Genomic DNA, 13,987 nt, shown 5'->3' with positions numbered 1-13,987 from the left:
CCACACTATAGTGACTTGGCCCCGGAAAGTCTAAATGACGGCCATAAAAAACCGGGCTGTCGAGCCCGGTTCAAGTGAGGTTGGAAAAACAGTCCGTACTGCGAGCCGTTTGTCCAGCCTGACTCAGATGTCGATCCGGCGTGCCTGCCAGAATTTGCTGCGCCAGTAGGAGCTGTCGAGCTTGGAGCGTGTCACCCCGGCGCGGGTGGAGGCGTGAATGAATTCACCATTGCCCACATAGATACCGACATGATTGAGACGGCGATTGATCTTGAAGAAGACCAGGTCACCTTCGACCAGATCCTGCTTGGAAACGCGGGTGCCTTCATGGACTTGGGAGCGGGTATCACGGGGAAGTTCGATGCCGACGGCGTTGCGGAACACTTCACGGGCGAAGGCGGAACAATCGATGCCGCGCTGGCTGCTGCCGCCCATGCGGTAAGGAACACCGCGCCACTCTTTGTATACTGTCAGGATTTCGTTTACATCTGGGGTTTGCGAAGCTTCCGGTTCAATAACGGGTTCCATCATGGAAACTTCGATCTTGCTCGCGACCTCGGGCTGGGGTGCCGAGGCACAACCCACCATTCCGAGCGCGACCAGCAGTAGCATCAGGTGGCGCAATCCTTTATCCCCGCAAAATAGTAAAACTTGTTAAAATACGGCCCGAACGGGCAATTTATAAGGCAACAGCACCCGACTATATCCAAGAATTCTATCGAGGCAAGCGAAAATCCCTATCGACATCACATTTCTGCAAGGAAATGCATTATTTTTCCTGATTAATGTGATCGTGGCCAAACAATATACAATCTCGAAAGGGGCCACCCAGGCCGGATCAAACTGACTTTTATCGCTGTTTCAGCATGCTTTTTAAGTGAAAAATTATGATCTCTGTGGATCTCTATTTGTTAAAACCGGCAAACACGGACGCCGACCAGCTGAGCCTGCTGCAAACCCTGCTCTCCCCCGAAGAACGGCAGACATGGCAGTCCATCGGTCAGCTGGCACGCCGCCAGGAGTATCTGCTCAGCCGTGGCTTGCTGCGACGGCTGCTGGCCGAACGCCTGCAGTGCCGGCCCGATGCGCTGCTGTTTTGCAGCAACCCGCACGGCAAGCCGGCGCTGAGCGACGGGCGCTGGCAGTTCAACCTCAGCCACAGCGGTGACTGGCTGGCGATTGCCCTCTGTGCCGCCGGCCCGCTCGGAGTGGATATAGAGATGGGTCAGCGGCGCCGCCAGCCTCTGCCACTGGCCCGCCGTTTTTATGCGCAGAGTGAATATGAGTGGCTGCTCGCCCTGCCAGAGGCGGAGCAAGAATCGGCCTTCTATCGGCTCTGGTCGCGTAAGGAGGCGGTATTGAAGGCCCATGGCGCCGGCATCGCCGCCGGCCTCGACAAGATATGCTTTGTGCCGCAACAGGCGTGGCAGCTCGACAACCAACTCGATGAACAGGATTACCGGGTACAGGATTGGCCCATCGGCCGGGGCTGGCTCAGCCTGGCCGCACCGACCCTCGCCGTCAACGGCTGGCTGCTCGATGGCAGCTTGAATTCTGCGCCCATCAACCCCATGTTAACTCACACCATTTTCCAAGAGTCAGCCTCATGATCGTCGACATCAATCCCCAGAATTTCCAAAGCGCCCTGATCGATGCTTCCATGAAAAAGCCGATCGTCATCTATTTCCACGCCCCCCAGATGCCGGAGTGTCAGGCTATGACCCCGCTGGTGGAAGCGCTGGTCGGCCCGGCCAATCCCCAGGTGACCCTGGCCAGGGTGGACATGAACGATCCGCAGCTGCAGCCGCTGGCTGGCCAGCTCGGCCTGCGCGCCCTGCCGGCGCTGGTGCTGTTCCACCAGGGCCGCCCTGACGAGCAGGCCATTCTGGAAGGCCCGCAAGACGAAGCCACCTTGCGCCACTACTTTGCCGCCTTCGCCCCCAAGGAGGAGGAGTTGCTGTTCGAACAGGGACAGCAGGCGCTGGCAGAGGATCAGGCGGACCTTGCCTATGCCCATCTCGGCAAGGCCCATCAGCTGGCACCGGAGCGCCACGACATCAGCCTGTGGCTCATTCAGGCGGCACTCGATCTCAATCTGCTGGACGAAGCGCAGGAGCTACTGGGCAAGATCCCGATGATCGCCCAGGACGATCACTACCAGACCCTGACATCCCGGCTGGCACTGGCCCAACAGGCCGCCGACAGCCCGGAACTGCGGGCGCTGGAAGCCCGTCACCAGCAGGAGCCGGACAACTTTGCCCTGGCCCAGGAGCTGGCGGTGCAATACAGCCAGGCCGGCCGGCAGGAAGAGGCGCTCACGCTGCTGTTTACCATCCTCAAGCGGGATCTCGCCTTCGGTGATGCCAAGAAGACCTATCTCGACATCCTGACCACCATGGGCAGCAACCCGGCGGCGCAGAGCTACCGTCGCAAGCTCTACAGCCTGCTCTACTGATCGATGCGGAAATGAAAAACGGGGTGATGCCGAGTGTTCGGCATTGCCTTGTCAGGCGGGTATCAACGGGGAAAACGCGAGGATTTGACGAATTTCAGGCAAAAAAAAATGGCGCATAACTGCGCCATTTTTTTCGCATGGATTACTTCTTGTAGGAAGTAGCCATGTTGTCGATGCGCTGGTTAGCACGCATAGCTTCTTGCTTGGCTTCTGCAACATCAGCAGCGATCTTGGATTGATCAGCACGAACAGCGCTAACATCTTGAGCCAGTTGGTCAACTTTGTTAGACAGATTCTGAACGGAAGTTTCCAGTTCGCTGGTGTTTGCACAACCGCCCAGCAGAGCGGACAGACCAACAACACCTACCAACAACATTTTTTTCATTTTAAAAGCTCCCTTTAACTCGCCAGACGTTTAGCAAGCGGCGTGATTATGGCACAAAAAAATCATAGTTTGGATAGGCCCCATCACAGATAAATGCATTAAAACCCTCATTTTTTTTTAAACGTACACTTTTTGTGCAAAGTTAAGCCAAAAATGAGGGTCTCTGGATGAGGTTCGCACAAAGCGTAACCAAATTTTGGGCTTATTACAATTTCGTATGAGGCTCAGGCTGAACGTTCTGACAGCAATTGACGATATTGCACCAGATCCTCGATGGTCAGCACCGGCATCTGATGCTGGCGACCGAATGCCACCAGATCCGGCAGCCGCGCCATGGAACCATCTTCCTTGGTCAGTTCGCACAACACGCCGAACGGTTTGAGTCCGGCCAGCTGCATCAGATCGACCGTGGCTTCGGTGTGGCCACGACGGGTCAACACCCCGCCGGTGCGGGCCCGCAGCGGGAAGACGTGGCCCGGGCGGTGCAGGTCGGACGGTCTGGCGCCGTCGGCGATGGCGGCCCGGATGGTGGTGATGCGATCGGCCGCCGACACGCCGGTGGTCACCCCCTGCGCCGCTTCGATGGTCACGGTGAAGGCGGTCTGATAATGGCTGGAGTTGGCCTCCACCATCATCGGCAGTTCGAGCTGGCGTACCCGCTCGTCGGTCAGGCAGAGGCAGACGATGCCGGAACACTCGCGGATCATCATCGCCATCTGTTCGTTGGTCATGGATTCGGCGGCGAAGATGAGATCCCCTTCGTTCTCCCGATCTTCATCATCGGCCACCAGCACGCCGCGGCCGGCACGCAGAGCTGCCAGCGCCGCTTCGACACGGGCAATGGGATCACCAAATTCACTGAGAAGAGACTGATTCATGGTAAGACTCCTAAACAAGACAAGGACCAGAATCAGGGCATGGAAAGGCAGACAGAGATAGGTATGCAGCGGCCGGCCCATGGGGCTTGCCTGCAATATCTGTCTTATCCTCTTTCATCCGGACTATGACCGTCGGCTCCGGCATCTCACCGGATCTGCTGACCCCGTCCCGGTGCAATACCGGGTCGGGCGCTCGCGGGCTCCCCGAGTCACATCGGGATACCGCCGGTGGGGAATTTCACCCCGCCCTGAGAATAAGCGCAGACAGCGTAAAGAAAAAAAACGCCGGATACCAGCCCAAAACCCATCAAAGATGAATAGCGTACCGCTTGTGGCCGCATTGCATCAGGGCGCACGGCGCACTGTCTTTTCTGATTTTGTTTGTGGCATAGTGCCTGAAAAAACGCGCAGCCTGCGCAGACTCAGGCGCCAACAACACAAACGGAATCATGACAGAGATGGAAAAGAAAATACTGCTGACGGACTGCCCGGACGCCAAGGGCCTCATCGCCAAGATCACCAACATCTGCTACAAGCACCAGCTCAACATCAACAAGAACGACGAGTTCGTGGATCACGAAAACGGCCGCTTCTTCATGCGCACCGAGCTGGAGGGACGCTTCAACGACGAGACCCTGCTGGCCGACCTCGATGATGCCCTCCCCGCCGGTGCCCAGCGCCGCCTGGTCAAGGCCGGCAAGAAGCGCATCGTCATCCTGGTGACCAAGGAGACCCACTGCCTCGGCGACATCCTGATGAAGAACTATGCCGGTGCGCTGGACATGGACATAGTCGCGGTGATCGGCAACTACGACACCCTCGCCGAGCTGACCGGCAAGTTTGACATTCCGTTCCACACCGTCAGCCACGAGGATCTGAGCCGCACCGAGCATGAAGAGCAGGTGCGCGCCATCATCGACGGCTACCAGCCCGACTACGTGGTGCTGGCCAAGTACATGCGGGTGCTGACCCCGAGTTTCGTCGAGGCCTATCCGCGCAAGATCATCAACATCCACCACTCCTTCCTGCCCGCCTTCATCGGTGCCCGCCCCTATCGCCAGGCCTTCGATCGCGGGGTCAAGCTGATCGGCGCCACCGCCCACTTCGTCACCGACGATCTGGATGAGGGCCCCATCGTCGAGCAGGACGTGATCCACGTCGATCACACCTTCAGCGCCGACGACATGGCCAAGGCCGGCCGCGACGTGGAGAAATCGGTGCTGAGCCGGGCGCTGGAGCTGGTGCTGAACGAGCGGGTGTTCGTCTACGGCAACAAGACGGTGGTATTCAAGTAATCCCGGCCACTGAAAACAACAAAGGCTCCCGCGGGAGCCTTTGTTGTATGTGCACGAAAGCAACGTCAATCAGAGCGGCAGACCGTTGACAGTCATGGCACCCTTGTCGAGCTTGAGCTCGGCCGTCAGCTGCTCCTTGTCCGCCTTGAGGTAACCCATGGCGGCGAACTGATCCAGCATGGGCGCCAGCTGCGGCACCGCCTTGCCCAGCTTGCCGCTCAGGTTGGCGTGCAGCAGGCCGGAGAGCGCGTGCATCCCCTCTTCGCTGTTGAACAGCTGCTCGAGCGAGGTGGCCGCCAGCTTGATGTCGCCCTTCATGGCCACCGGCTCACCATTGAGGTGAGAGCTCAAGTCCACCAGCTCCAGCGTGGCGCCACGCTTGAGCATCTTGTCCAGCGCCTGCTGGATCGCCTCCTCTTCCACGCCCTGACCGCTGGAGGCCTGCAGCGCCTGATACCCTTCCAGATCCAGCCCCTTCAGATTGAGGGCCAGCTTGCTCTGGGTCAGCGCCAGGTTGTCGGTCTCGTTCTCCAGATTGAGGGTGTCCACCTTCATCTGGTAGCTGCTGGAGAGGGTCTGGGCATCATCCCCCGCCAGCTGGGTTTCGGTGGTCAGCCCCTGCAGGGAGACCTTGACGCTGTCCGGCAGCTGTACCGACAGCGCGGAGAGGGTCATGTCGCTGCGGGGAGAGAGCCAGATCCCGCTGATCTCGGCCATGTCGGCACTGCCCTTGAGCTCGGCCAGCACCATGTCCATCTTGTTCTGCTCTTCGTGCACCGTCATGCCCTGCCAGTGGAAGGTGACGTGACCGTTGCCTTCCAGATCGCCGTGATAGTCGCCCTTCATCGGCAGGAAGTTGAACTCGTCGAGCCCTTGCTTGATCTTGAACTCGTTGGCCCAGAAGCGGCTGCTGTTGCTGGCGGTCCACAGGCTGCTGACCGACTCGATGCCGAACTGCCACTGCTCCATCTTGAAGGCGTTGAACACCGGCGCCAGCGAACCCTGCTTGGTGTCGAGCAGCATGTGGCTCTTGATGTAGAGCGGCAGGATGCGGCTGGTGACGATGAACTGTGCCTCGACCGGCTCGCTCCCCTCCAGCTGACCATCCAGGCTGGCCAGGGTCTGCGGGGTGACCACCACCTTCAGCACACCATCGCGGGCGAACAGGTTGCTCGAGCTCGGCTGCCAGCTCAGTTCGACGCCGCTCTCCTGCTTCACCTTGGCGATCTGCTCGGCCATGATGCGATCGAACGTGTTGCCCGTGTACCAGCAGGCACCCAGCCCACCCACCACCAAGGCCGCCGTGACGGCCAGCGCTACTCGCTTCTTCATCTTCTTCTGTTTCTCCAGGGAGTGATTGCCGCACTCTACGGGGCCAGCTTGGGGCTAGGCAAGCGCAATTCGGCGCCTGCCGCAATTAAGTGATGTCACAACAAGGGGCTGAACAGGTAGAACATGTTCTCCATCACCTTCTTGTACCAGGGACGTGCCCGCCACTTGGCCAGCGACATGGGGGTCGCCTCTATCATGTAGCCCTGCACCAGCTGGGTCATCTCGGCGACGAACACCGGGTTGTCGATGAGCAGGGTCACCTCGAAGTTGAGCCAGAGGCTACGCCGGTCCAGATTGACCGTGCCCACCAGGGCGAAGTCGTCATCCACCAGCACGCTCTTGGTGTGCAGCAGGCCGGCGTCGTAGCGATAGACCTCCACCCCCGCCTCCAGCAGCTCCTCCATGAAGGCGTTGCAGGCGTAATTGGCCATCAGGGAGTCGTTGCGCGCCGGCAGCACCAGCTGCACCTGCACGCCACGGGCCGCCGCCGAGGAGAGCGCCGCCGCCAGCGGATCGTCCGGCACGAAGTAGGGGGTGGTCAGCACCAGATGGTGGCGGGCCTGGTAGATGGCCAGCAACAGGCTCTGCTGGATGCAGTCGCCGCCGACGAAAGGGCCGGACGGAATGAGCTGGGCCCGGTAGTTGCTCTGGGGCCAGGCCTCCGGCTCGTGCTGCAGGCTGTCGAGCAGCCGCTCACCGGTCTCCATCTCCCAGTCCCAGACGAAGATGGACCACATCAGCGGCACCATGGGCCCCTGCACCCGGATCATGATGTCGACCCACTGGCCAACCCCGGCGTTCTGCTTGAAGAAGCGGGGATCCACCATGTTCATGGAGCCGGTGTACCCGACTCGGTCGTCGATCACCACCAGCTTGCGGTGCATGCGCAGGTCCTGGCGCTGGAACGGGATGCGCCAGGCACCGACCGGCAGCACCTCCACCAGCTTGACCCCCGCCTTGCGCAGCTTTTTCGGCCAGGACGAGCGAAAGAAGGTCTTGCTGCCCATGGAATCGAGCAGCAAGCGACAATCCACGCCGCGCGCCGCCACTTCCATCAGCGCTTCACACACCTCGTCGGTGTCACCGCCCGGGTGCCAGATGTAGAACTCCAGGTAGCAGGACTGGGAGGATTGGCGGATGTCGCGCACTATCTCACGCAGGATGGCTTCCGGCTTGCTCAGCAGCGTCATCCGGTTGCCGGAGAGCATGGGCATGGCCAGCCGGCCCTGGATCAGATCGTGCAGCGGCTGGGCCTTCTCCCCCACCTCGCAGCAGTGCTGGGGGAAGAGCCGGGCCAGCTGGCGGATCCAGATGGCGTAAGGGCGGTACATGGCTTGCGCCCGCTCGGCGCGGCGCCGGCCGAGGCGGATCTCGCCGAACAGCACGTAGAAACCGACCCCGGCAAACGGGATGGCATAGATGAGGGCGAGCCAGGCCAGCGAGACCCCGATGGGTCGCCGCTTCATCACCACCCGAAATGAGACCCCCGCCACGATCACGGTGTGAAACAGCAGCAGCAACCAGCCGAGGAACTGGGAAAACAGCAGTTGGATGTCGTGCTCCAGACCGTTGATCACGAGAACTCCTTTTACAGACGAGTGAAATGCGGTGGGCAGATCCCGCGAAGCCAGGATGGTATGCTGTAAAACACACCCATTCTATCAGGTCGTTAGCATGATCCTGCAATCTATGCTGCTCAGTCTGGCCATGCTAGGTCAAGGCTCATATGACATCAATGAGCAACAGATAAACCAGTACCTGCAATCCCAGGTGCAAGTGAACAAACAGCTGGAGCTGCCCGGCATCATCAAGGCTCATGTGCAGCTCGAGCAGAGCGATGTCCAGATCGGGCGCCAGAGCCCGGACACCGCCAGGGTCTATGGCAAGGGCAAGCTCAAGATCGCCCTGCCGGATCAGACCGAGTACGACGCGCGGCTGAACATGACCTATGAGGCGAGACCGCGCTACGACAAGGCGCAGAGCGCGCTGTTCCTCGACAACATGAAGTTGATTGAATACAAGCTGGAGCCGGAGGCGGCGCAGCAGAAGTTCGGCTTCATGCTCGGCATGCTGCTGCAGAGCATGGAAAAGCGGCTGGAGACCCAGCCGGTCTATCGGCTCAACGACAAGGATCCGAACCAGGCCTGGCTGAAGGAGAATCTGTTGGGGCTGGAGCTGTCACCGGGCAAGATCCACCTGTTGACCAAGCCCCAGTGAGTCGTCAGTTGTAGACCGGGGCCTTGGCCTGACGCACCAGCAGCTCGATCTGGTAACCCTGTTCGCGCTGCTGGTCATACAGCGAGAAGAGCGGCCCCTCCAGTTCATGCAGGGGCAGGTCGGCAAAGCCGGCCTTGAGGTAGAACGGCTTTTCAAACGGCAAGGCCTGACACACCACAGGTTTGTCCTGCAGATCGTTGCAGGCGTGCTGCAACAGGCGCGAGCCCAGTCCCAGCGACTGGTAATGGGGCAGCAGACGAAAACCGCACAGGTGGTAGTAATCCTGTTCGTCGCGCAGGCGCACGGCCCCCACCAGCCAGTGGGCGTCGCGTACCACGAAGATCCGCTCGGCCAGATCCGGCACATAATGGGAGAAAGTGGTTTCGTAGTAATCCCTGATCAGGGAAAGGTCTGCATCACAGTACTCTTCGAACGTGAGTTCCATCGCCCGCTTGCCTATCACACCCGTTCCATCCATGGCCATTCGGCCCGGTCCTCATAACATTGATGTCGGTCGCAGAGATCCGACCAGATTGACGATATCACGGCTTTTAATAACAAAAAAGCCAATAACCACACCGGGTTGCATAATTTTTAACATGCCGTCAGCCGGTCTGGCCAGTGGCGATCCTATCACGGCAAGCCAGTGGCAGACACTGTTTGCGCCTCTTCCCCGCCCTTTACGGCAGCCCGCCATTTCTTGGCCCGCAACTCACTGATTTGGCTCTACAAACCCTTTTCGTAAACATTTGTTAACAAACAAATACCGCTCTCCCCCTGTATGAAAAGCCCCATTTGAATAGCAACTTTGGCATTTACCCTTATGGTGAAGCCTCGGCATAGCCTCGCGCTGTTGTTGCCCGCGTGTGTCCATCCCCACACCGACACCTCACCACTTTGCCAAGGAGTTATCATGTCCAGACCGATCCCCTCCCTGCTGATGCTGGCCCTGCTTCCCGCCGCCGGCTGGGCCGGCGACATCCATGCCCCGCTTGCCCCCTATCACTTCACGGCGCAGCAGCTTGCCGCCAGTCAGCCCCCTGTCCTCCCCCTGGATGAGGCCCACTTCGTGTTCGGCGAGGCGGCCATGGCCTTCGATCTGCACGACTTTTTGCTGCAACAGGCGCCCCACCTGTTGCCCAAGGAGGAGGTGATCCTGCACTGGAGCGGCATCACCAGCCTCAACCCCCAGTTGCTGCTGGCCCTGATGGAGGCGAGCAGTCAGCTCATCTCGGCTCCCTCCGAGCAGGCCATGGCGGCGCCGTTCGCCAAACTGGTCAAGGCCAGGGGCTTTGACAACCAGCTGGAGCTGATGGCGCGCCAGCTCTCCGAGCGCTTCTATCAGGCCCGCACCCAGCAACAGCTCATGCAGCGCAGCGCCCCCGCCCTGGCACCGCAGGCCGCGCACCAGGCCGCTATTGCCAGCATGCTGAGCACGTCGGTACAGCGCCAGCTCGGTGAGCAGTGGCGGATCCTGTTCGGCCAGGACGCCATGACCTCCCCCAGGGGCGGCGCGGCCGCCCCCGCCGCACCGCTGGCTGGCGGTCAGTTCCAGCTGCCCTGGCGCCAGGGCTACAGCTGGAAGGCCAATGGCGCCCACTCCCATACCGGCTCCGGCTACCCCTACTCCTCCATCGATGTCTCCTACGACTGGCCGGGCTGGGGCGGCGCCACCTACACGGTCACCGCCGCCAACAGCGGCACCGTCACCGTCTTCTCCCGCTGCCAGGTACGCGTCACCGCCCCCAACGGCTGGGCCACCAACTACTACCACATGAGCGGGATCTCGGTGCGCAGCGGCGACTACGTGGCCGCCGACACTCCCATCGGCACCTATGCCAGCAACCGCAACGAGGCGCTGTGCGAGGGCGGCTCCTCCACCGGCCCGCACCTGCACTTCTCCCTGCTCTACAACGGGGTGTTCCAGTCCCTGCAGGGGCAGCGGCTGAGCAGCTATGCCGTCAACGTCGGCGCCAGCAACTACGACGACAACTGCAACCGCTTCTGGCTCTACAACCAGCGCAATGGCCAGCGCTACTGCGCCTGGCAACCGCTCTACAACAACGGGATTGACTGAGCCGAAGAAAGCCCGGTGAAGTGATTGAAAAGTCAGTAATGACGCGGCCTGCGCGGTTTTTTGCAAGCCGTCACAGATCCGTACAGTCCGCTTTGAAAGTGCTCACAAAATCGCCGCCCGGCGATTGCTGGCAAGACAGGCCGGTGTGAGGCTCTGGGTGCCCATCTGGGCACCCAAAACAAGGACTGACAATAATGAAACACACAGCGGGAATCTGGGCGATCGCAGGCATGCTGATCGCGCCTTTGGCACATGCCGACGTCATACTGCACGCCTTCAACTGGAAATACAGTGAAGTCACCGCCAAGGCCGATCTCATCAAGGCCGCCGGCTACAAACAGGTGCTCATCTCGCCGCCCCTAAAGTCATCGGGCAACGAGTGGTGGGCACGCTACCAACCGCAGGATCTTCGCCTCATCGACACCCCCCTTGGCAACAAGCAGGATCTCGAACAGCTGATCGCCGCCATGCAGGCGCGGGGCATCGCCGTCTATGCGGACGTGGTGCTCAACCACATGGCCAACGAGAGCTGGAAGCGCAGCGATCTCAACTACCCCGGCAGCGAGCTGCTGCAAAGCTATGCCGCCAACCCCGGCTACTTCGAGCGGCAGAAGCTGTTTGGCGATCTGGGCCAGAACTTGCTCGCCGGCCAGGACTTCCACCCGGAAGGGTGCATCAGCGACTGGAACGATCCGGGCAACGTGCAGTACTGGCGGCTGTGCGGCGGCGCGGGTGACAAGGGGTTGCCGGATCTTGACCCCAACAACTGGGTGGTGAGCCAGCAGCAGGCCTACCTCAAGGCGCTCAAGGGGATGGGGATCAAGGGCTTTCGGGTCGATGCGGTCAAGCACATGAGCGATTACCAGATCAACGCCGTGTTCACCCCCGAGATAAAGCAGGGGATGCACGTGTTCGGCGAGGTAATCACCACCGGCGGCGCCGGCAGCAGCGATTACGAACGCTTCCTCAAGCCCTATCTCGACAGCAGCGGTCAGGGCGCCTATGACTTCCCGCTGTTTGCCTCCCTGCGCGGGGCCCTTGGCTATGGCGGCAGCATGAACCAGCTGGCGGATCCGGGGGCCTACGGTCAGGCGCTGCCGGGCAGCCGGGCGGTCACCTTCGCCATCACCCACGACATCCCCACCAACGACGGCTTTCGCTACCAGATCCTGAACCCGACCGACGAGAAGCTGGCCTATGCCTACCTGCTCGGCCGTGACGGCGGCTCGCCGCTGGTCTATTCGGACCACGGCGAGACCCAGGCCAAGGACGGGCTGCGCTGGCAAGATTACTACCTGCGCAGCGACCTCAAGGGGATGATCCGCTTCCACAACGCGGTGCAGGGCCAACCGATGCAGCTGGTCGGCAGCGGCGACTGCTTCGTGCTGTTCAAGCGCGGCAAGCAGGGGCTGGTCGGCATCAACAAGTGCGACTACGAGCAGGAGTACTGGCTCGATACCGCCAAGTTCGAGATGAACTGGTATCGCAACTACCGGGACGTGCTCGACCAAAACGCCGTGGTCAACGTGCAGAGCCAGTGGATCCGAGTCGCCATTCCCGCCCGCAGCGCCCGCCTCTGGCTGCAGGAGTAAACCGGCAGTTGCCGCGCGAGGCCGCCACTGGGCGGCCTCTTTCATTTGCTCTGCCGCCGCTATTTTCTCGGCCGAGTGCACGGGTCGGTCAGGGCGGGCTTGTTCTGCCCGCGCCGTGATGCTTTACTCAACAAGGCTAACGAGGCTGAAGGAGCAAGCCGTTGAAAGCATGGATGTTGATGGGATTGATCCCGCTGTTTTCCTCACCCGGCTGGAGCCAGACACCCGCCCCGGCCGAGGTGGTGATCCTCACCGCCGAGCCGCCGGCACCGCCCCCAGCGACGCCCCCCGTCACCCTGCACACTCCGGGCGTGCTGCCGCCACCCGAGCCGGCCAACCCCCCGCTGCCACCCGGCACCCGCCAGATCCAGGTCTACAAGTCGGTGCAGAAAAACGGCGTGGTGCGCTACTCCGACATGATGCCGGAGCAGGGGCACTACGAGCTGCTGCTGTTCAACGACTGCTATGCCTGCGACCCCGACTCCAAGGTCAACTGGCACACCACCGGCCTATTTCTCTATGACTACGCCAGCACTATCCAGGCGGCGGCCAAGGCCTATCAGGTGGAGCCGGCCCTTATCCGGGCACTGATCCACGCCGAGTCCGCCTTCAACCCCCTGGCTGTCTCTCGCAAGGGGGCCATGGGGCTGACCCAGCTGATGCCGGCCACGGCGCGGGAGCTGGGGGTGGGCAACGCCCTGCTGGCGGAGCAGAACATCTTCGGCGGAGTAAAATACCTGGCGGGGCTGCTCAAGCAGTATGGCGGCAACGTGGCACTGGCCACCGCGGCCTACAACGCCGGCGCCGGCGCGGTGCAAAAACATGGGGGCATCCCCCCTTATGCTGAAACTCGCGCCTACGTAGAGCGGGTGCAACTGCTGCGCCAGCGCTACAAGGACATGTTGAGCGCCAAGGGATTGTAGCCCCTCTCCTCTTGCCGACGACCCAACAACCCTGCGGGCCCTTGCGGCCCGTTTTCGTGCCCGCCAGAAACAAAAAACACGCCCGGGGGCGTGTCGATACCACACTTTGTTGCCCTGACGGATCAGGCTTTGGTCGCGATCGCGCGATAGGCCAATGCACCCAGAATGGCACCGACGATGGGCGCAACCCAGAACAGCCACAGCTGGCCCAGTGCCCAGTCCCCTACGAAGAAGGCCACGCCCGTGCTGCGCGCCGGGTTGACCGAGGTGTTGGTCACCGGAATGCTGATGAGGTGAATGAGGGTCAGGCACAGGCCGATGGCGATGGGAGCAAAACCGGCCGGGGCCCGGCTGTCGGTGGCGCCCATGATGACGAACAGGAAGAAACCGGTCATCACCACTTCACACACCAGCGCTGCCAGCATGCTGTAGCCGCCCGGGGAGTGCTCGCCATAGCCGTTGGAGGCAAAGCCCGCCGCCAGATCGAAACCGGCCTGACCGCTGGCAATCACATAGAGCACCGCCGCTGCCGCAATCCCGCCCAATACCTGAGCGACCATGTAGGGCAGCACGCCGGAGGCCGGGAAACGACCGCCGGCCCAGAGCCCGATGGTCACGGCCGGGTTCAGGTGACAGCCAGAGATATGGCCGATGGCGTAAGCCATGGTCAGCACGGTCAGGCCGAACGCCAGCGCCACGCCGAGCAGACCGATGCCGACGTTCGGAAAGGCGGCGGCCAGCACGGCACTGCCGCAGCCCCCCAGCACCAGCCAGAAGGTGCCCATGAATTCAGCTGCAAAAGGTTTCACTTCTCAACTCTCCCAATGATGGAT

At 61.2% G+C, this 13,987-nt stretch carries 14 protein-coding genes and 1 riboswitch; of the genes, 7 read left to right on the top strand and 7 right to left on the bottom strand.

The genetic code is table 11. The features are described 5' to 3' along the window. Nucleotides 1-123: 123 nt before the first annotated feature. Nucleotides 124-612, bottom strand: a complete 489-nt coding sequence (locus E5E97_RS11075) for a C40 family peptidase (RefSeq protein WP_005298673.1) — start codon at nt 610-612, stop codon at nt 124-126. A 275-nt stretch (nt 613-887) separates the two neighbouring features. On the opposite strand from E5E97_RS11075, the gene E5E97_RS11070 reads away from it, so the two are divergent. Both E5E97_RS11070 and E5E97_RS11065 read left to right on the top strand, forming a co-directional pair. Then, the gene (locus tag E5E97_RS11070; protein ID WP_118881667.1) at nt 888-1,610 is read left to right on the top strand and encodes a 4'-phosphopantetheinyl transferase superfamily protein; all 723 of its coding nucleotides are present in this window, start codon (nt 888-890) and stop codon (nt 1,608-1,610) included. Further along, entirely contained in the window at nt 1,607-2,455 is an 849-nt protein-coding gene (locus tag E5E97_RS11065; RefSeq protein WP_118881668.1) for a tetratricopeptide repeat protein, read from the top strand. Before E5E97_RS11070 ends, E5E97_RS11065 begins: the two co-directional genes overlap by 4 nt. 142 nt (nt 2,456-2,597) lie before the next feature. Here E5E97_RS11065 and E5E97_RS11060 read toward each other — a convergent pair whose 3' ends face one another. Together E5E97_RS11060 and ribB are read right to left on the bottom strand one after the other, a co-directional pair. Beyond that, complete coding sequence (locus E5E97_RS11060; RefSeq protein ID WP_010634682.1) at nt 2,598-2,840, bottom strand: Lpp/OprI family alanine-zipper lipoprotein; 243 nt, start codon at nt 2,838-2,840, stop codon at nt 2,598-2,600. Between the two features lie 224 nt (nt 2,841-3,064). Then, nucleotides 3,065-3,718 carry a 3,4-dihydroxy-2-butanone-4-phosphate synthase gene (gene ribB, locus E5E97_RS11055; RefSeq protein WP_011705223.1) on the bottom strand — a complete coding sequence of 218 codons (654 nt, stop codon included), beginning with the start codon at nt 3,716-3,718 and terminating at the stop codon, nt 3,065-3,067. Between the two features lie 102 nt (nt 3,719-3,820). Continuing rightward, a riboswitch (FMN riboswitch) is annotated at nt 3,821-3,978 on the bottom strand. Nucleotides 3,979-4,176: 198 nt separating this feature from the next. On the opposite strand from ribB, the gene purU reads away from it, so the two are divergent. Beyond that, complete coding sequence (gene purU, locus E5E97_RS11050; RefSeq protein WP_011705222.1) at nt 4,177-5,013, top strand: formyltetrahydrofolate deformylase; 837 nt, start codon at nt 4,177-4,179, stop codon at nt 5,011-5,013. A gap of 69 nt (nt 5,014-5,082) precedes the next feature. On the opposite strand, the gene E5E97_RS11045 is transcribed toward purU, so the two are convergent. Then, on the bottom strand, nt 5,083-6,345 hold the full coding sequence (locus tag E5E97_RS11045; RefSeq protein WP_016349961.1) for a DUF945 family protein: 1,263 nt from the start codon (nt 6,343-6,345) through the stop codon (nt 5,083-5,085). Nucleotides 6,346-6,440: 95 nt separating this feature from the next. Then, entirely contained in the window at nt 6,441-7,922 is a 1,482-nt protein-coding gene (gene cls, locus E5E97_RS11040; RefSeq protein WP_011705220.1) for a cardiolipin synthase, read from the bottom strand. Between the two features lie 97 nt (nt 7,923-8,019). Between cls and E5E97_RS11035 the strand changes: the two genes are divergently transcribed. Further along, nucleotides 8,020-8,562, top strand: a complete 543-nt coding sequence (locus E5E97_RS11035) for a DUF1439 domain-containing protein (RefSeq protein ID WP_026080151.1) — start codon at nt 8,020-8,022, stop codon at nt 8,560-8,562. A gap of 4 nt (nt 8,563-8,566) precedes the next feature. Here E5E97_RS11035 and E5E97_RS11030 read toward each other — a convergent pair whose 3' ends face one another. After that, nucleotides 8,567-9,046, bottom strand: a complete 480-nt coding sequence (locus E5E97_RS11030) for a GNAT family N-acetyltransferase (protein WP_011705218.1) — start codon at nt 9,044-9,046, stop codon at nt 8,567-8,569. 429 nt (nt 9,047-9,475) lie between these two features. On the opposite strand from E5E97_RS11030, the gene E5E97_RS11025 reads away from it, so the two are divergent. The 3 genes from E5E97_RS11025 (at nt 9,476) to E5E97_RS11015 (ending at nt 13,154) form a co-directional block, all read left to right on the top strand. Continuing rightward, on the top strand, nt 9,476-10,639 hold the full coding sequence (locus E5E97_RS11025; protein WP_118881670.1) for a M23 family metallopeptidase: 1,164 nt from the start codon (nt 9,476-9,478) through the stop codon (nt 10,637-10,639). 230 nt (nt 10,640-10,869) lie between these two features. Beyond that, nucleotides 10,870-12,231, top strand: a complete 1,362-nt coding sequence (locus E5E97_RS11020; protein WP_118881671.1) for an alpha-amylase family protein — start codon at nt 10,870-10,872, stop codon at nt 12,229-12,231. Between the two features lie 173 nt (nt 12,232-12,404). Then, nucleotides 12,405-13,154: a lytic transglycosylase domain-containing protein gene (locus E5E97_RS11015; protein WP_162902097.1), complete on the top strand. Its 750-nt coding sequence runs from the start codon at nt 12,405-12,407 to the stop codon at nt 13,152-13,154. Between the two features lie 122 nt (nt 13,155-13,276). Here E5E97_RS11015 and aqpZ read toward each other — a convergent pair whose 3' ends face one another. Beyond that, nucleotides 13,277-13,963, bottom strand: a complete 687-nt coding sequence (aqpZ, locus tag E5E97_RS11010) for an aquaporin Z (protein WP_011705214.1) — start codon at nt 13,961-13,963, stop codon at nt 13,277-13,279. Nucleotides 13,964-13,987: the final 24 nt, after the last annotated feature.

Origin of the sequence: Aeromonas sp. 2692-1, from assembly GCF_013085505.1 — a bacterium.
In the GTDB taxonomy this organism is placed as follows: Bacteria; Pseudomonadota; Gammaproteobacteria; order Enterobacterales; family Aeromonadaceae; genus Aeromonas; species Aeromonas hydrophila.
The sequence above is the reverse complement of the archived record's forward strand: the minus strand, read 5'-3'. Positions and strand labels throughout refer to the sequence as shown.

Bases quoted from the DNA above. Each gene is read 5' to 3' on its own strand.
- E5E97_RS11025 (WP_118881670.1), top strand. From the start codon at position 9,476: ATGTCCAGACCGATCCCCTCCCTGCTGATGCTGGCCCTGCTTCCCGCC.
- E5E97_RS11035 (WP_026080151.1), top strand. From the start codon at position 8,020: ATGATCCTGCAATCTATGCTGCTCAGTCTGGCCATGCTAGGTCAAGGC.
- ribB (WP_011705223.1), bottom strand. From the start codon at position 3,718: ATGAATCAGTCTCTTCTCAGTGAATTTGGTGATCCCATTGCCCGTGTC.
- E5E97_RS11075 (WP_005298673.1), bottom strand. From the start codon at position 612: ATGCTACTGCTGGTCGCGCTCGGAATGGTGGGTTGTGCCTCGGCACCC.
- E5E97_RS11020 (WP_118881671.1), top strand. From the start codon at position 10,870: ATGCTGATCGCGCCTTTGGCACATGCCGACGTCATACTGCACGCCTTC.
- purU (WP_011705222.1), top strand. From the start codon at position 4,177: ATGGAAAAGAAAATACTGCTGACGGACTGCCCGGACGCCAAGGGCCTC.
- E5E97_RS11030 (WP_011705218.1), bottom strand. From the start codon at position 9,046: ATGGCCATGGATGGAACGGGTGTGATAGGCAAGCGGGCGATGGAACTC.
- E5E97_RS11070 (WP_118881667.1), top strand. From the start codon at position 888: ATGATCTCTGTGGATCTCTATTTGTTAAAACCGGCAAACACGGACGCC.
- E5E97_RS11065 (WP_118881668.1), top strand. From the start codon at position 1,607: ATGATCGTCGACATCAATCCCCAGAATTTCCAAAGCGCCCTGATCGAT.
- E5E97_RS11045 (WP_016349961.1), bottom strand. From the start codon at position 6,345: ATGAAGAAGCGAGTAGCGCTGGCCGTCACGGCGGCCTTGGTGGTGGGT.
- E5E97_RS11015 (WP_162902097.1), top strand. From the start codon at position 12,405: ATGTTGATGGGATTGATCCCGCTGTTTTCCTCACCCGGCTGGAGCCAG.
- E5E97_RS11060 (WP_010634682.1), bottom strand. From the start codon at position 2,840: ATGAAAAAAATGTTGTTGGTAGGTGTTGTTGGTCTGTCCGCTCTGCTG.